At 55.4% G+C, this 16496-nt stretch carries 18 protein-coding genes, 1 tRNA gene and 2 pseudogenes; 14 read left to right on the plus strand and 7 right to left on the minus strand.

Translation table 11 applies throughout. From position 1 onward, the window contains the following. Nucleotides 1–10: 10 nt before the first annotated feature. The 4 genes from I9H09_RS24950 to I9H09_RS24965 all read left to right on the plus strand — a co-directional run bounded on the left by I9H09_RS24950 (nt 11) and on the right by I9H09_RS24965 (nt 3314). Nucleotides 11–92, plus strand: a tRNA-Thr gene (locus I9H09_RS24950). A 199-nt stretch (nt 93–291) separates the two neighbouring features. Further along, a protein-coding gene (locus I9H09_RS24955; protein ID WP_122346372.1) for an IS3 family transposase occupies nt 292–1454 on the plus strand; the annotation gives its coding sequence in 2 pieces (ribosomal slippage) (nt 292–547 and nt 547–1454; 1164 coding nt in all). 150 nt (nt 1455–1604) lie between these two features. Beyond that, nucleotides 1605–1811 carry a hypothetical protein gene (locus I9H09_RS24960; protein WP_005896013.1) on the plus strand — a complete coding sequence of 69 codons (207 nt, stop codon included), beginning with the start codon at nt 1605–1607 and terminating at the stop codon, nt 1809–1811. 228 nt (nt 1812–2039) lie between these two features. Beyond that, nucleotides 2040–3314 (plus strand): OprD family porin, encoded by a 1275-nt coding sequence (locus tag I9H09_RS24965; protein ID WP_054997620.1) that lies wholly within the window; start codon nt 2040–2042, stop codon nt 3312–3314. A gap of 155 nt (nt 3315–3469) precedes the next feature. On the opposite strand, the gene I9H09_RS24970 is transcribed toward I9H09_RS24965, so the two are convergent. After that, nucleotides 3470–3964 carry a hypothetical protein gene (locus tag I9H09_RS24970; protein WP_024670252.1) on the minus strand — a complete coding sequence of 165 codons (495 nt, stop codon included), beginning with the start codon at nt 3962–3964 and terminating at the stop codon, nt 3470–3472. A 160-nt stretch (nt 3965–4124) separates the two neighbouring features. Between I9H09_RS24970 and I9H09_RS24975 the strand changes: the two genes are divergently transcribed. Both I9H09_RS24975 and I9H09_RS24980 read left to right on the plus strand, forming a co-directional pair. Continuing rightward, the gene (locus I9H09_RS24975) at nt 4125–4673 is read left to right on the plus strand and encodes a GNAT family N-acetyltransferase (protein WP_122312214.1); all 549 of its coding nucleotides are present in this window, start codon (nt 4125–4127) and stop codon (nt 4671–4673) included. A gap of 114 nt (nt 4674–4787) precedes the next feature. Then, entirely contained in the window at nt 4788–5261 is a 474-nt protein-coding gene (locus tag I9H09_RS24980) for a GNAT family N-acetyltransferase (RefSeq protein ID WP_122312213.1), read from the plus strand. Between the two features lie 10 nt (nt 5262–5271). On the opposite strand, the gene I9H09_RS24985 is transcribed toward I9H09_RS24980, so the two are convergent. After that, entirely contained in the window at nt 5272–6021 is a 750-nt protein-coding gene (locus tag I9H09_RS24985; protein WP_122312212.1) for a hypothetical protein, read from the minus strand. Between the two features lie 50 nt (nt 6022–6071). Here I9H09_RS24985 and I9H09_RS24990 point away from each other — a divergent pair, with 50 nt between their 5' ends. Then, complete coding sequence (locus I9H09_RS24990; protein WP_183136830.1) at nt 6072–6272, plus strand: hypothetical protein; 201 nt, start codon at nt 6072–6074, stop codon at nt 6270–6272. 46 nt (nt 6273–6318) lie between these two features. Here I9H09_RS24990 and I9H09_RS24995 read toward each other — a convergent pair whose 3' ends face one another. Next, a complete protein-coding gene (locus tag I9H09_RS24995) occupies nt 6319–6552 on the minus strand; it encodes a hypothetical protein (RefSeq protein ID WP_147468054.1) in 234 nt (77 codons plus the stop codon). Nucleotides 6553–7134: 582 nt separating this feature from the next. On the opposite strand from I9H09_RS24995, the gene I9H09_RS25000 reads away from it, so the two are divergent. Then, nucleotides 7135–7584, plus strand: a complete 450-nt coding sequence (locus I9H09_RS25000) for a type III effector (protein WP_235662955.1) — start codon at nt 7135–7137, stop codon at nt 7582–7584. Nucleotides 7585–7791: 207 nt separating this feature from the next. On the opposite strand, the gene I9H09_RS25005 is transcribed toward I9H09_RS25000, so the two are convergent. Next, a protein-coding gene (locus tag I9H09_RS25005) for an IS3 family transposase (protein WP_122346372.1) occupies nt 7792–8954 on the minus strand; the annotation gives its coding sequence in 2 pieces (ribosomal slippage) (nt 7792–8699 and nt 8699–8954; 1164 coding nt in all). Nucleotides 8955–9173: 219 nt separating this feature from the next. Here I9H09_RS25005 and I9H09_RS25010 point away from each other — a divergent pair. From I9H09_RS25010 to I9H09_RS25020, 3 genes and pseudogenes are all read left to right on the plus strand, one after another. Next, a pseudogene (locus I9H09_RS25010) lies at nt 9174–9482 on the plus strand (Hcp family type VI secretion system effector); the annotation flags it as partial. Nucleotide 9483: 1 nt separating this feature from the next. Continuing rightward, a pseudogene (locus I9H09_RS25015) lies at nt 9484–9846 on the plus strand (type VI secretion system amidase effector protein Tae4); the annotation flags it as partial. After that, complete coding sequence (locus I9H09_RS25020) at nt 9846–10277, plus strand: type VI secretion system amidase immunity protein Tai4 (protein WP_122346483.1); 432 nt, start codon at nt 9846–9848, stop codon at nt 10275–10277. The pseudogene I9H09_RS25015 and the gene I9H09_RS25020, both read left to right, overlap by 1 nt. A gap of 249 nt (nt 10278–10526) precedes the next feature. Here the strand turns inward: I9H09_RS25020 and I9H09_RS25025 are convergent, their stop codons facing one another. The 3 genes from I9H09_RS25025 to I9H09_RS25035 all read right to left on the minus strand — a co-directional run bounded on the left by I9H09_RS25025 (nt 10527) and on the right by I9H09_RS25035 (nt 13733). Next, the gene (locus tag I9H09_RS25025) at nt 10527–12071 is read right to left on the minus strand and encodes a phosphoenolpyruvate carboxykinase (protein ID WP_122346482.1); all 1545 of its coding nucleotides are present in this window, start codon (nt 12069–12071) and stop codon (nt 10527–10529) included. Between the two features lie 179 nt (nt 12072–12250). Next, the gene (gene hslO / locus I9H09_RS25030) at nt 12251–13153 is read right to left on the minus strand and encodes an Hsp33 family molecular chaperone HslO (RefSeq protein WP_122324793.1); all 903 of its coding nucleotides are present in this window, start codon (nt 13151–13153) and stop codon (nt 12251–12253) included. Between the two features lie 175 nt (nt 13154–13328). After that, complete coding sequence (locus I9H09_RS25035; RefSeq protein ID WP_005887806.1) at nt 13329–13733, minus strand: RNA-binding S4 domain-containing protein; 405 nt, start codon at nt 13731–13733, stop codon at nt 13329–13331. Between the two features lie 170 nt (nt 13734–13903). On the opposite strand from I9H09_RS25035, the gene rimA reads away from it, so the two are divergent. Genes rimA through rimK form a run of 3 tightly spaced genes read left to right on the plus strand, consistent with a single transcriptional unit; the run spans nt 13904 to nt 16081 of the window. Then, nucleotides 13904–14686: a S6 modification regulatory phosphodiesterase RimA gene (gene rimA, locus I9H09_RS25040; RefSeq protein WP_024668946.1), complete on the plus strand. Its 783-nt coding sequence runs from the start codon at nt 13904–13906 to the stop codon at nt 14684–14686. A 16-nt stretch (nt 14687–14702) separates the two neighbouring features. After that, complete coding sequence (rimB, locus tag I9H09_RS25045; protein WP_005887802.1) at nt 14703–15179, plus strand: retropepsin-like aspartic endopeptidase RimB; 477 nt, start codon at nt 14703–14705, stop codon at nt 15177–15179. Then, on the plus strand, nt 15176–16081 hold the full coding sequence (gene rimK / locus I9H09_RS25050) for a 30S ribosomal protein S6--L-glutamate ligase (protein WP_003318100.1): 906 nt from the start codon (nt 15176–15178) through the stop codon (nt 16079–16081). The genes rimB and rimK overlap by 4 nt, the downstream gene beginning before the upstream one ends. Nucleotides 16082–16496: the final 415 nt, after the last annotated feature.

The raw sequence follows: 16496 nt of genomic DNA on the forward strand, positions 1-16496 counted from the left end.
ACATAAAATGGGCGGATAGCTGTGATTTCCGGCCCTTAAGCAACTGACTTGTAATCAGTAGGTCCCGGGTTCGACTCCTGGTGCCGGCACCATACAAAACAAAGGCTTGCAGCGATGCAGGCCTTTTGTTTGTCCGCAATACGTAACACGCCACGTAACAAGGCCAGCAAACGAGCCTGCCTTACGTGCCCCCCAACGTCGAGATCAATCGCAGCTGCCCACGTTTTGTAGTGGTCTAATGATTCCGGACACTCATTTAGGCGAGAATATCGCCAGATATAGAGGTGTCTGATGACCAAGCAACGCCGTACCTTCTCCGCTGAATTCAAACGTGAGGCCGCAGGCCTCGTGCTCGATCAAGGTTATAGCCATGTCGAAGCTTCTCGCTCGCTTGGAGTGGTCGAGTCTGCGCTGCGTCGCTGGGTTAGCCAGCTCCAGCAGGAGCGCAATGGCGTGACGCCTCAGAGCAAAGCCCTGACGCCCGAGCAGCAGAAAATTCAGGAGCTGGAAGCGCGCATCGCTCGTCTTGAGCGGGAGAAATCCATTTTAAAAAAGGCTACCGCGCTCTTGATGTCGGAAGAACACGAGCGCTTGCGCTGATCGATCAGCTAGGTGCCCATGAGCCGATCGAATTGCTGTGCGAGATGTTCGAGACACCTCGCTCGTGCTACTACGACCATTGCCAGCGGCGTCGGGCTCCAGACACCGAGCGGGTTCGTTTACTCAGTCGAGTCAATGAGCTGTTCGGGCAAAGTCGAAGCGCTGCTGGCAGCCGCAGTATCGTTTCGGTATTGCAGGAAGATGGCGAGCAAATTGGCCGGTTCAAGGTACGTGGCCTGATGCGGGAACTGGGATTAATCAGCAAGCAACCTGGCTCTCATGCTTATAAAAAAGCAACAGTGGAGAGGCCTGACATTCCGAACATTTTGAATCGGCAGTTCGATGTACCCGCGCCCAATCAGGTTTGGTGTGGCGACATCACCTACATCTGGGCGCAAGGAAAATGGCATTACCTGGCGGTGGTTATGGATCTTTATGCGCGTCGGGTGGTGGGCTGGGCGTTTTCAAACAAACCGGACACGGACTTGGTCATCAAGGCGCTGGACATGGCTTATGAGCAACGCGGCAAGCCTCAGGGCCTGCTGTTTCACTCAGATCAGGGCTCCCAATATGGGAGCCGACAGTTTCGCCAGCGGCTTTGGCGATACCGCATGCGCCAGAGCATGAGTCGCCGAGGTAATTGCTACGACAACTCGCCGATGGAGCGTGTATTCCGCAGCTTGAAAACCGAGTGGATACCCGCCGTGGGCTACATGACGGCCCAAGAGGCACAGCGGGATATCAGTCATTATCTGATGCATCGCTACAACTGGGTTCGGCCACACCAGTTCAATAATGGACTGGCACCCGCTCAGTACGAGAAAAAACTTAACGTCGTGTCCGGGATCAGTTGACCACTACATTTTTTTGCGTTACTTAGTAACGCTGCTCATCAGATTTATCGGCAGTGGCAGTAAATCCGGCTGGCGAAATACCGTTTTATTAGCTTGACTGTCACATGGCATCAGTAGCTTTAGCCCCTCACGAATCAAGAGGTTTTCGTTATGAACGCAGGTATTAACGCGCAGTACGCACGTGGTTTGTCTGCTTCCCCGAGTAACGAGGCCCGCCAGTTGCTGGCGGATTGGTTAAAGAGAACCAAGCCTGCCAAAGCCAGGCCTGACGTACGCGCAATGCTGTTGCAGCGCTACCCGGCAGGACTGTTGAACGACGCGGAATTTGAAGCACTTTTCCGCGTGCTGACGGATTAGCCAATACGCAGTACGAGCGCTCTGGCCCGGCCATCTGCGCGTTTGACACCTTCAGGCGTCGGGACTAGGATTCGCGCCCCACTGCCTGTGGCTTGACCCCTTCTACGTGCATCAGTAGTCCACTGCGATTCTCGCCGGCTTTCTATACTGCTTGTTCTGAGGCTGGAAGCCTGGACGCCCACCGGGCGTCGTCACAGCGTGTGCCAATTCGCAGATAAGGAAGACAAAATGCTGACCAAACGTATGGGCGTGCTTGCCTTGGGCATCATCAGCGCCAGTCAGGCCATGGCCGAAGGGCAGGCAGATTCAAAAGGTTTCGTCGAAGACAGCGGGCTGACGGCCCACCTGCGTAACGCTTATATCAACCGCGACTACAGGAACGACCGGGAAGACAAGTCCGAATGGGGCCAGGCTTTCATGGGCAGTTTTGCGTCCGGTTTCACCCAGGGCACAGTCGGGGTGGGCGTCGATGCGTTTGCGCTGTACGGCATCCGCCTGGATGGCGGCAAAGGGCGCAGCGGCAATGGTGGCATAGACTTCTTCAAGCAGGGCGACAGCGGCGCTGCAGCCGATGACCTGTCGCGCGCAGGTGCTGCGGTCAAAGCACGCTTCTCCAATACCGTCATCAAATACGGCGACCAGATGCCGCAATTGCCGGTGCTGAGTTACGACAATTCCCGTCTGCTGCCAGAGAGCTACACTGGCACCCTGATCACTTCCAAAGAGATCGCCGGGCTTGAAGTGGTTGCAGGACGTTTCACTCAGGAAGCGCGCAAGAGCGCCGAAGCTCGTGACAGCGGTGATCTGAAAAGCATCAACGTCTACGGCGCCAGCTACAAATTCACCGATGAATTCAGTGCTGCGTTTTACGCCTCCGACAACGAAGACGTGCTCAAGAAACAGTACGTCAACCTGAACTACGTCTTTGCCCTGCCGCAGGATCAGTCCCTGACCTTCGACTTCAACGGCTACAAGACCAAGCTGGATAAAGACTTCACCACCAGCGACGCGCGTGACAACAAGATCTGGAGCCTGGCCGCGACCTGGGCCGTGGGCATCCACTCCTTCACCCTCGCGCACCAGCGCAGCACCGGTGACATGGGCTACGCCTACGGCGGTTATCGCAACGACGGTGGCTTTGGTGACGGCGGCAATACCATCTACCTCGCCAACTCCTACTGGTCCGACTTCAACGGCAAGGACGAGCGTTCGTGGCAAGCAGCCTATGGCGTCGACCTCTCCGGGCTGGTCCTGCCCGGCCTTAGCTACAAGGCTGCCTACGTGCGCGGTGACAACATTGACGACGGCACCGCGGGCAGCGGCGACGGCACCGAGCGCGAGATATTCAGTCAGTTGACCTACGTGGTACAGAGCGGCCCGGCCAAAGACCTCTCGATCCGCCTGCGCAACTCATTCCTGCGTGTCTCCGACGACGCACAGGCGTACAACAGCGAGGGCAATGAAACACGTATTTTCGTGGATTACCCGATCAACGTTTTCTGATGTGAGGGCGGCGCTTGGCAAAGGGCGCCGCTTGCAGCCTTATTGTGCCCATTCTCCAGCGTGGGCATGCATTTCGTGACGCTCTGCGTCGCATTTCGCCCCCTTCCCCTATACCTTTCAGTCGCGTTACAAGGCATCACAGGGCTGCGCCTGACTCAGTCCGCAACCAACTGCACGAACACCGCAAAACCACCGAGGAAGATCCAGAAAAAGCTGAACAGCCAAGGACTGCGCTTGGAGAACAGCAAGGACTTTTTCGGCCCGGTTTCGCTGGACTCCCAATCGCTGAACAGCGGCGAGTCGTCATAGGTCAGCCCGATGACCGGTTCGCTGAGCAGCAGTTGCGCCTGCTTGTGATGCCAGTGCTGGATGATGTCGCAAGCCGCCCTAATGCCTGGCCAGGCGAACAGTGTGCTGAGCAGACCCAGCAAGGCCAGCATGGCCGGCACCACCAGCGTGAACATCGCACCCCAGGCGGGGTTCATGTTTGCCATCGAGGATGCGTAAGCGATTACCAGAAAAGACTGGGCCGACAAATAGGCGTTGGTACGGTTGGACAGATTGGTGGTTTCGTAATGAATTTCGCGCCGATAAAAGTCTAGCCGTTCCTTGGGCGAGCCAAATAATTTGACCTGCTGCTCATCCACCACACTTTGGGGTGTCTGATCCGTAATGATTCTGGGCACTGGGGTTTCCGATGTGTGAAAGATGATGGGTAGACCTGCTTCGGCCTCAAGCAGTTCGACTTAAAACCCCTGCATAATGGACCGTTCATCCTGTGAACACTGCTCAACGGAAAGGGCCATCGTCATGACAATCACCCCCACGCTGCACACAGATCGCCTTCTGCTGACGCCGCTGCAACTGGCGGATGCGTCAGCCGTTCAGCAGCTTTTCCCGTTATGGGACATCGTGCGATACCTGAACAACCGCGTCCCTTGGCCTTACCCGCAAGACGGCGCGCTGCGTTACATCCAGGACGTTGCACTGCCAGCCATTGCGCGCGGCACCGAGTGGCACTGGATGATCCGCCTGCAGAGCGCGCCCGACCAGATCATCGGCAGCATTACCCTCATGACCCACGCCGGCAACAACCGCGGTTTCTGGTTACACCCGGACTGGCAAGGCAACGGCTACATGAAAGAGGCTTGCTGTGCAGTCAATCGGCATTGGTTCGACACATTGGGCATGCCCCTGATGCAGGTGCCCAAAGCTGCGCCCAACGAAGCCTCACGGCGTATTTCGATCAATGAGGGCATGCGCAAGGTGAGCACGCACGAGGGTGAGTTCGTCGGCGGGCGATTTGACGTGGAGGTCTGGGAGATGACGCGGGATGAGTGGCTGGCGCGGGCGCTGTAGGCAGGCACGTTTGAACACATGGCCCCGCAGTTTCCCGAAGGTCGGAGGTGTATGGACCTGTTGTTTAAAACCCTGGGCCTACGTGATATTTACCCTGTGAATGGAGCGAAACGAATGTCGCTGATCCGCAAGACCGAGCCCGACATCATCCTGACAACGGTTCATCCCGGAGACTTTGACGCCCTGGTCGCAATGCGTATCGAAGCCATGCGCGACAGCCTGGAGCGCATTGGCCGGTTCGATCCGGTGCGCGCCCGAGAGCATTTTCGGGAAGGCTTTTCAGCGCCAGATACCCGCTATATCGAGGTCGCCGAGAGCAGGGTCGGCTTCGTCGTCCTCAAGGCGCTCGCCGGCGGCCTGTTGCTGGATCACCTGTACATCAAGCCCGGTGCGCAAGGGCAGGGCATAGGCTCAGCGGTGCTTCGCCAAGTGTTCGCTGAAGCAGACGCAATGGCGTCAGCATTACGGGTAGGCGCGCTGAAAGAAAGCGACTCAAACCGGTTCTACATCCGCCACGGTTTTCAGCTCGTCGGGAGCGGCGAGTTCGACAATTACTACGTCCGCCCGCAACGTCTGCCAAGCCGCTGAGCAGTTGTGATCAATCCGCTGTTCCAGCCTTTTCAGCTGCACGCGCAGCAAGCATTGCTGCTTCCGTTTCTTGAGTGTGCAGCACGCCTTTGTAGGCCAGTTGATTGAAGAACATGCCATCCGACTGTTCTTTCGACGGCGTGGACGTCTTGGGAATAAACAGCGCGCCCAGGTCCAGCGAATCTGCGAAGTTTTCCTTGGTCAGGTTATAGCGGCCCAGATAACTCCCGCTCCAGGGCGAGTCGGCATCGACCATATCAATGGCCGTCTGCCGATAAGTGGCCGCTGCCGCTTTCAGCCCACTTGAAGCGTTCAGCAGTGTGTTCAACTGCTTGGTGTCCGCCTCACTCAACTCACCCGAACTGTTGGTCGCTTTCAGGTTGCCGTTCGCCTCAATCGTAAAGCCAAACTTCTTGCTGGCCAGATCAGGATAGACAGACGCCAGCGTCGATTTGAACGCTTCATACGAAGTCTTCAGCGCCTCAGTCGAATTCCTGTGTTCCGCCGCCTTCTGCGGGAAATCAGGGGCCTGAGAACGGCCAACCCAAGTATCGATCGCCACCATCGGCTCAGTAGCCGCCGGAGCTTCAGTGCTGGGGTGATAAACAACAGCAGGCGTGGTGACAGGCGTATTGGCTGCGGCGTTCTTCAGCGCTTCTTTCTGCGCGTCAGTGAGCGGCTGCGGAGTAAGCGTCACGCCAGAGTTGGGCAGGGTGACGGCTGGATAGGTGTTGTTGCCGGGGGTTAGTGAGATAACCATTTCATCGATCCATGATTGCGGGGTGTAGACAGGGTATCGACGGAGGTGAGGTGAGCTTTAGTGGCTATCAACTGGACGACGCAATCAAGCGCCGCGTAGAGCGAAAATTCCCTGAACTCACTGGCGTCTATTACTTGCAGCGCCTCGCCCAGCTCGCTGCACGCACTCATGGACCAACGCCTGTGACTGCCAATGCAGTTGCGACCAAAGCAGCGTTACTGGCAGCGAAGCTCAAGCCAGTAACGCTCTGAAAGGGGCTATTGCTCTAGCTTGATGACCAGAGTGCGACCCCGTCTTTTACCAGCAAATAGAGCCATCGCTGGTGCAATCACGGGGTCTTTTGCCGTTGTTTCGTGCTTGTAAAGGAAGCGCCTTGGAGCTGACGGCTCCGTACTTTTCTGCTCCCTGGACGGCTGTAGAAAGCGCAGCGTGTTTTGCCTCTGTCGCAAACGCAGTGCCTTGAAGGGTGATGACTGTAATAGCTGTCAAAGCTAGCACTTTCAACGCTGATTTTTTTGTGACGCTGTTCATAGTATTTCCTCTGCAGAGCGGAAGGTTAAGCATTCAGTACGACTATGTTGCGTATGGTGAATGGCGACTCATATGGCGCATGAATAACCTATAGAGATTGTGACAGTGAAGCCAGTAGGTGAACAAGTTTTCACTTAGGCAGCTTATTAATAGGCTGCCATCTTTAGTTTTTGGCAAGTAGTCAGCTGCAAATGACCGGAACAACAGCAGGCGCTTGAAGGATCGATTCCGGGTCAATCTTGGAAAATCAACTCTTTAAGCCCTACCGCTAACAAGTATCCTGCATGCGGACCAGTCAACCAGCTTTCCAGCCAATTCGCGGGGTACAGCCTGGCCTCATCTCAATCAGGACTTGCTTAGCGTTTCCAGGCTTTGCAGGCGAAGTCGAAGGACAAGTGTCATAGCGGCCGTGGAGCTGTATCAGGCGCGTATTTCACCAAAATCCAAGGTTTTAGAGTCCCCTACGAAAGTCGGATAGGGTGGTGGAACCGAATGTACCCCAAGCGCCACTTACCGCCGTCGACATACTTCATCTTAAGAGGTTCTATATAAATGGGAAATATGTGTGTAACTCGATCCGGTATGGCTAATCAGGTACATTCTCCAGACCGAGCCAGTAGCAGCTCAGGTGGCAACAATGGCATAACACCCGATCAATTAATTAGCGCAAGACATGCACTGAGTGAAGTGGCAGGCCTGCCCAGAGATGTACACAGCTTCATTAGTAGCCACAGTGCACCTGCGGATCTAAGAGATCGCCATAATACCCTCTTTCGAAATACAAGAACGGTACTCGACGCAGTAGATATTCATGATAGGAGCGTGAGGGGAGACATATCAGCCATATCAGACACCACCTCAGATCAACTGATGAGTAGCATTCAAAGCCTGAGATCCAAATGGGATGGATTACGTGCGGAATTACAGCGGGCCATGCCAGCGCGTGCCTCCTCAGAACAATATCGCGTAGCGGTACAACCAGGCGGGGCAAGGCAATTGTCGTCACTTACCCATAGCCCTTATAGAAATTAATTATAAATCGAAGCCGTGGCCATCGACCGTGCGCATACGATGCCGTCAAGGCCCCGGCCCCTCAAACGTCGACGGAATCATGCGGAGCTCAGAAGCTCCAACCTAAACTACTAAAGCGCGTAGCTGCTGCTGAAGGCCATGATCCCTGTCTACGCCGTACCGAACCATCCCCTAAGGTCTCGCGCTTTTGTTCATAAACTGTAGTGGTCAACTGATCCCGGACACGACGTTAAGTTTTTTCTCGTACTGAGCGGGTGCCAGTCCATTATTGAACTGGTGTGGCCGAACCCAGTTGTAGCGATGCATCAGATAATGACTGATATCCCGCTGTGCCTCTTGGGCCGTCATGTAGCCCACGGCGGGTATCCACTCGGTTTTCAAGCTGCGGAATACACGCTCCATCGGCGAGTTGTCGTAGCAATTACCTCGGCGACTCATGCTCTGGCGCATGCGGTATCGCCAAAGCCGCTGGCGAAACTGTCGGCTCCCATATTGGGAGCCCTGATCTGAGTGAAACAGCAGGCCCTGAGGCTTGCCGCGTTGCTCATAAGCCATGTCCAGCGCCTTGATGACCAAGTCCGTGTCCGGTTTGTTTGAAAACGCCCAGCCCACCACCCGACGCGCATAAAGATCCATAACCACCGCCAGGTAATGCCATTTTCCTTGCGCCCAGATGTAGGTGATGTCGCCACACCAAACCTGATTGGGCGCGGGTACATCGAACTGCCGATTCAAAATGTTCGGAATGTCAGGCCTCTCCACTGTTGCTTTTTTATAAGCATGAGAGCCAGGTTGCTTGCTGATTAATCCCAGTTCCCGCATCAGGCCACGTACCTTGAACCGGCCAATTTGCTCGCCATCTTCCTGCAATACCGAAACGATACTGCGGCTGCCAGCAGCGCTTCGACTTTGCCCGAACAGCTCATTGACTCGACTGAGTAAACGAACCCGCTCGGTGTCTGGAGCCCGACGCCGCTGGCAATGGTCGTAGTAGCACGAGCGAGGTGTCTCGAACATCTCGCACAGCAATTCGATCGGCTCATGGGCACCTAGCTGATCGATCAGCGCAAGCGCTCGTGTTCTTCCGACATCAAGAGCGCGGTAGCCTTTTTTAAAATGGATTTCTCCCGCTCAAGACGAGCGATGCGCGCTTCCAGCTCCTGAATTTTCTGCTGCTCGGGCGTCAGGGCTTTGCTCTGAGGCGTCACGCCATTGCGCTCCTGCTGGAGCTGGCTAACCCAGCGACGCAGCGCAGACTCGACCACTCCAAGCGAGCGAGAAGCTTCGACATGGCTATAACCTTGATCGAGCACGAGGCCTGCGGCCTCACGTTTGAATTCAGCGGAGAAGGTACGGCGTTGCTTGGTCATCAGACACCTCTATATCTGGCGATATTCTCGCCTAAATGAGTGTCCGGAATCATTAGACCACTACAAAGACCTCTCAAACTTGAGATATTTTCAAACTCAGCGCTGTAGACATCGGAAAATTAATAAGATGAATTATTCGCTTGCAGCAAACAAAACGCCCTGATATTTTTGATTCTGAATACCACTGCTTGAACGTAAAAAACACAAGAAAACAGTGAAATGGCATTTGGTGCGTATATAAAAATAGAAGGCATACCCGGCGAAGTTTTGGGTGATGCTTATAAAGATTGCATCGAAATTACTGGCTATGGTTTCGGAATGCACCAAAGCACCTCGGCCACAGCAAGTTTCTCCGGAGGAGCCTCTTCGGGAAGGACGTCTTTAAGTGACTTTACTTTCACAAAGCCTTAGACAAAGCAAGCTGCAAAATTATCGGAACAGTATGTGCAGGCAAACATTTGAAAGAAGTTGTCTTATCATTGACACCGCGCAGGTGGAGACAAGGTTAAGTATTTTGAGATAATATTAATGGGAAAATACGTGTGCAGTCAGAATGAGCTATGTATTAAATTATTCGAGTTTGATCATACCCAAGACACCTGGACAAACAGTTTCCGGTAACGGCCAACGGCAATATTTCTTCCGCGTCAAAAACCTTATACATTTTCTGGAAGCACGGTGGGGCAAGCCCGACGTCGTTAAGTACCCTCCCACTGGCGGCGGTGCACTGGCTAATAAGAAAGGCTTCATACTATTTGAAATATCTGGATGGCAGGACGCGGCAGGCCATGCCACGCTATACGACGGAAACATTTGTTATGATCACTGCTATATTAATGAACCAGGCGTTAACTACAGTACAGAAAAAGCAAACGTCTGGAGTCTAAGTTAATGAGAGTTATTTTTGCTGTCGGTTTATTGTTTTCATGCCTCGCGCCCACAAGTTTTGCATCGCCTCCTGAGTCCTCTCCCCAAGGAATGGAGAGGACTTACGCACAAAATTACAGGGATATGGTGCTGGCGACCTGTATAGCCAATGCCTACAAGGGAGAAAAAAGCACCGCGATGGATGCAGGAAGCAGTGTCACTGCTTTACGCGAATGGGCCTATTATGATTTCGAGAAAAGCCCTGACGCCGTCAAAGCGCTCATTGATAAATATTTGGCCAGAGACTATACAAACCCACTGGTTGAATCTGAAATAAAAGGAGTCAAGTTTGATTTACTGAAGTGCCTGGATCTCTATCACAGTAAAGAGCTCAACTCCTTGGTAAAGGAGGTTATGATAAAGCCTGGTCACACTTATATTCAAGATAACAAATGACAGATGCCAGGGCTGGAAACGACGATGGCGCCTTCAGCCGAAAACGGCCAACTGCAAGGCGCTTTACAGCCAGACTTAACACAAGCGCAAGCAGGCTGAGAGCGATCGCTCGGATTGGTGACATCCTCCATATAGGCAGTACTCAATCGCCACTCGCAAGCTGAGAAGTTCTACAACAGGCCTTAAAATTCGTGATTTTAAGACCAAAAAAAACCGCCCGATGAAGGCGGTTTTTTTAAACGTTACCTGTTACAACTTCGGACCCGCTGCCTTGATGGCATCGCTCACGTCGAACTTCTTGAAGTTCTCCACGAACAGGCCAGCCAGCGCTTTGGCAGCTTCGTCGTAGGCAGCCTGGTCAGCCCAGGTGTTGCGCGGGTTAAGCAGGCCGGTGTCTACGCCGGGTACCAGTTTCGGTACGTCGAGGTTGATGGTGTCGAGGTGTTCGGTTTCTGCACCGATCAACGCGCCGCTCTGGATCGCTGCAATCACGCCACGGGTGGTCGGGATGTTAAAGCGCTTGCCGACGCCATAGCCGCCGCCGGTCCAGCCGGTGTTGACCAGATAGACCTTGGAGCCGAAGCCGCGGATACGTTTGATCAGCAGCTCTGCGTATTCGCCAGCCGGACGCGGGAAGAACGGAGCGCCGAAGCAGGTGGAGAAGGTGGACTTGATGCCCGACCCTGAACCCATTTCAGTCGAACCGACCAGCGCGGTGTAACCCGACAGGAAGTGATAAGCCGCCTGCTCTTCGCTGAGGATCGACACTGGCGGCAATACGCCGGTCAGGTCGCAGGTCAGGAAGATCACTGCGTTCGGCTCGCCACCGAGGTTTTTTGGCGCGCGCTTTTCGATCAGCTCACGCGGGTAGGCGGCCCGGCTGTTCTGGGTCAGGCTGCTGTCGGCGTAATCGGCTTTCTTGGTGACCGGGTCGAGTACGACGTTTTCCAGTACCGCGCCGTGCTGGATGGCTTTCCAGATGACGGGCTCGTTCTTCTCGGACAGGTCGATGCATTTGGCATAGCAACCGCCTTCGATGTTGAACACCACGCCTTTGCCCCAGCCGTGTTCGTCATCACCGATCAGATAACGGCTTTCATCAGCAGACAGGGTGGTTTTACCCGTTCCGGACAGGCCGAAGAACAGCGTTATATCGCCTTCTTCGCCCATGTTGGCGGCGCAGTGCATCGGCAGCACGTCAACGGCCGGCAGCAGGAAGTTCTGCACCGAGAACATGGCTTTCTTCATTTCGCCGGCGTAACGCATGCCTGCGATCAGCACCTTGCGGGCAGCAAAGTTGATGATGACGGTGCCGTCGGAATTGGTGCCGTCACGCTCAGGTTCGCAAACGAACCATGGCGCGTTCTGAATTTCCCACTCGTCCTTGCCAGCCGGGTTGTACTGTTCAGGATTGATGAACAGGCAACGGCCGAACAGGTTGTGCCACGCAGTTTCGGTGGTCATCTTGACCGGCAGGTAGTGAGCCGGGTCGGAGCCTACATGAACGTGGGAAACGAAACGCTCGCGCTCGGCCAGGTAAGCGCCTACACGGTTCCACAAAGCGTCGAATTTCTCGGCCGGGAACTTGCGGTTGATCGGGCCCCAGGCGATGGCGTCCTGAGTGCTCGGCTCTTCGACAATGAAACGATCGACCGGCGAACGGCCAGTACGATGGCCCGTTTGCACAACCAGTGCGCCAGTGTCGGAAAGTTCGCCTTCGTTACGGGCAAGGGCTTCCTTGACCAGTTCGTCGGTGCTCAAATCGGTGTACACAGCGTTGTTGGTTTGCGTCATGAGGTTCCCCGTCGGCCGTTGGCCGAGTGCTTCAAACGGTTTTGTAGTAAAAAAACTACCACTACTACAGCGTAAAAGTGGGCCGGATTATGCCAGAAATGCCCAGAAATGGTAGGACCCTCCTGTCAGAACAGCATTACAGGAGCCCACACCGTATTCTGAGGCTATTTGCGCTGTGATTAATGGCGCGTGTCAGACGGAGAATCGACACCGCCGCCAGCAAACAGCTGCGCGACGTCAGTGGCATCGAACAGGTAGCGCTCGTTGCAGAACTGACAGTCGATTTCAATCGAGCCGTTGTGCTCGATGACCAGTTGCTGCGCGTCCTCCAGCCCGAGGCTGACCAGCGCATTGGCGGATCGCTCACGAGAGCAGCTGCAACGGAAGCAGATCGGCTGAATATCGAACAGGCGAACCGGGTCTTCGTGATACAGGCGATGCAGAATCGTCTGATTGTCCAGGCTGAGCATTTCTTCGGCCGTCAGGGTGTTGGCCAGGGTGATGACATGCTCCCAGTTGGCATCGCGCTCCTCCGGGTCGGTGATCTCTGCGGCGGGCAGTTGCTGCAACAGCAGACCACGGGCGCGATGACCGTCGGCCTTGAGCCAGAAACGCGTACCCAACTGCTCGGACATCACAAAATAGTTGGAGAGGCTTTCCGACAGGTCGACACCGTCCAGCGCAACGATGCCCTGGTAGCGCTTACCCTTGCGCGGGTCTATGGTCAGCGCCAAAGAACCCTCGGGCATAAGGTCCTGAAGGCCCGCGCCTGGACTGATCAGCGATTCGTCGTAACGGGCGATACCCCGCAGCTCACGCTCGCTGGAACACTCGACCATCAACAACGGAACGGCGCCGCTGGAGCGCGCCTGAAGGATCAGCAAGCCGTCAAACTTGAGCGTGCCGACCAACAGCGCAGCCGCCGCCATCAGTTCGCCAAGCAATTGCGCGACCGGCTCCGGGTAGGCATGTTTGGCGAGCACTTCGGCGTAGCTGCGCTCCAGGGCAACCAGCTCTCCACGAACGTCGCTTTCGTCGAAAATGAAGCGCTGGGTGAAATCGATGTCGGGGAAATCATGCATAGGAAGGGGGTATCTGAGTTGATGACAATGGATGGCCGTCGGCTGCAAGCGCGCCGTACGGCATTTGAAAGTGCTGTGCACCATAAGGTTTGACCGGCATTTTAGGAGCTATACGGCGCGCTTCCAAGCTGGAAGCGCGCTTGGGCGACTGTCCGGTATGCCATTCGGCGGTTTTTCAGTCGCTGTCCCGGGCACCGCGAAAATCAAAAAGCTGCCTGCGCTGCTTCTTGGTCGGCTTGCCGTCGGTGGTCACGCCCAGGTTGCCGGCCTTGCGCTGAGCCGCTGCATTTTCTCGCCGGGTAATGCTCTCTGGCGTCTCGCGATAGAGCGTCTGGGCTTCCGGCGCGCCTCGTCGAACAACCGAGAGAGCCTCGACAACGACCGTGCGCTCGTCGAAGCCCATCCGGATCTGAAATTCATCGCCGAGACGCGGCTCCTTGCCAGGCTTGCAACGTTCGCCGCGACAGTGCACCTTGCCGCTTTCGATGGCAGCCTTGGCCAGCGCACGCGTTTTGAAGAAGCGCGCCGCCCACAACCATTTGTCCAGACGAACCTTGTCGTCTTCAAGCTTTTGTGCCATTTGAATTCCTCATCGATGCGGCAGTCTGAACGATATCTGACTCATCGGGAAACTTGACAGCACTCGGATGGCTAACGTTTCAACATCCTGCCAACATGAAGTAACCGATCCTTGCTTGTCAAAATCAGCCATTCATCATTGTATTGCCCCGACCTCACATGGAGTGCGACGTGACAGAATTTCCAACTTCGTTAACCTCCCCCAGGAAGGGGTGTGAGGGCTGCACCGGCAGTCCGGAACTGGGCTTCTCGTTCGACTATGCCTATCAGCCCATCGTGGACCTGCGCGACCAGTCCACTTTTGCCCATGAAGCGCTGGTGCGTGGGCCCAATGGCGAGAGCGCGTATTCGGTGCTGAGTCAGGTCAATGACAAGAACCGTTATCGCTTTGACCAAATGTGTCGCACCACGGCCATTGCCGGTGCGGCAAGGCTGGGCATGACCGAGCGTTTATCGATCAACTTTTTGCCCAATGCCGTGTATCGTCCCGAATTATGCATCCGCAGCACACTGGAAGCCGCCAAGCTTCACGACTTCCCGATCGACAGGTTGATTTTCGAAACCATCGAAAGCGAGCACGTGTGCAGCAAGGGCCATTTGAGCAACATCCTGCGTGAGTATCGACAGTTCGGCTTCATGACCGCCATCGATGACTTCGGCGCCGGGTATTCAGGCCTGACGCTGCTCGCTGATTTCCAGCCCGACCTGATAAAACTCGACATGCATCTGATCCGCGATGTTCATCGTGATCGCGCGCGTCAGGCAATTGTTCGCGGGGTTGTCACAATGTGTTCGGACTTGGGGATTAAAGTCATCGCAGAAGGCATAGAACAGATAGAGGAGCGGGATTTTCTCGCCGACTGCGGCATTGTGCTGATGCAGGGTTATCTGTTCGCCAAACCTGCCTTCAGAGCCTTGGCTCAGGTAACACCGGAAGCCTGGAAGACGCCTTGAAAAATACGGAATCGCATTGAAGACATTTGATCACCTGACCGTTATCGGCCTGCGCGAGTGGGTAGCGCTGCCCGATCTGGGGGTGGCTGGCCTGCGGGCAAAAATCGATACCGGCGCAAGCACTTCAAGCCTGCACGCCACTGAAATCGAGCCTTTCGAACGCGACGGGCAGAAATGGGTTCGCTTCAACGCACACCTCGGAACGGTGGTGCAGCTACGGCATCGTCGATGCGAAGCGCCGCTGGTCGCCTTGAAAACCATAAAAAGCTCCAACGGCCACGCACAGGTGCGCTACGTCATTCGCACCACACTGGCACTGGGCGATCTTATCTGGCCGGTGGAATTCACACTGGCGTGCCGCAAGTCGATGCGCTATCGACTGCTGCTGGGTTCAAAGGCTCTGATAGACGGCCAGCTGGTCGTCAATCCGGGCATAACGTATGTACAAGACAAGCCGGTGTTCCCGGCCTCTACTTCCTCAGGTGTTGCATGAAGATCGCTGTGCTTTCGCGTAATCCGCGTCTGTATTCCACCCGTCGTCTGGTTGAAGCCGGTATCGAGCGGGGCCATGAGATGGTGGTGATCGACACCCTGCGCGCCTACATGAATATCGCCAGCCACAAGCCGCAGATCCATTATCGCGGCAAACCGCTGGAAGGCTTCGACGCGGTGATTCCGCGCATCGGTGCCTCGGTGACGTTCTATGGCTGCGCGGTGTTGCGCCAGTTTGAAATGATGGGCGTGTTTCCGCTCAATGAATCGGTCGCCATTGCCCGCTCGCGGGACAAGCTGCGTTCGCTGCAGTTGCTGTCACGTCGCGGTATCGGCTTGCCTGTTACCGGTTTTGCCCACTCCCCGGACGATATTCCGGACCTGATCCAGATGGTCAACGGCGCGCCGCTGGTCATCAAGGTGCTGGAAGGCACTCAAGGGATCGGGGTGGTGCTGTGTGAAACCGCCACCGCAGCAGAATCGGTGATCGAGGCCTTCATGGGCCTCAAGCAGGACATCATGGTTCAGGAGTACATCAAGGAAGCAGGTGGCGCAGATATTCGCTGCTTCGTAGTCGGTGACAAGGTCATTGCCTCGATGAAACGTCAGGCCAAACCGGGGGAGTTCCGCTCCAACCTGCACCGTGGCGGCAGCGCCAGCCTGATCAAGATCACGCCGGAAGAACGCATGACTGCACTACGTGCAGCGAAGGTCATGGGGCTGAGTGTGGCGGGCGTGGATATCCTGCGCTCCAACCACGGGCCACTGGTGATGGAAGTAAACTCGTCTCCCGGCCTGGAAGGCATCGAAGTGACGACCAGCAAAGACGTGGCCGGGATGATCATCGAATATCTGGAAAAAAACAGCGGCCCGCACATGACACGCACCAAGGGCAAAGGCTGATCCATCAGAAACCTGTCGAGCGCCTGAGCCATCCATTGCGGATACGCAGGCTTGGGCGTCTTGATACCGTACATCTGTTAAATCCCTCGGCTAATCGATTCAGCACTGCGATATTCGTCTTTCCACCACTATCTCTTCCACCACGCCAAAGGCGACGTTTTAGCCACCTTTGCGCCGAACAGCCACTTCCTCGCCGGACATAAATCAATACTTATTTACGTTTTTGTATGCCGATTCGGCATGAGGTAGTCGTTTACGGCATTAGACGTGAGCGCGCGCCATGGGAATAGTTGCGACTTTTTTCGCCTGCTACAGAGCTCGGATGCTCGCCTGCGGTGACCTTCTCGGGACATTTCCAAAGGGATTCCCCTGCCCTGAAAATGCTGCAAAAAGCACGCTCGGCGCATCGGTTTTG

The organism is Pseudomonas tremae, assembly GCF_023278125.1.
Taxonomy (GTDB): Bacteria; Pseudomonadota; Gammaproteobacteria; order Pseudomonadales; family Pseudomonadaceae; genus Aquipseudomonas; species Aquipseudomonas tremae.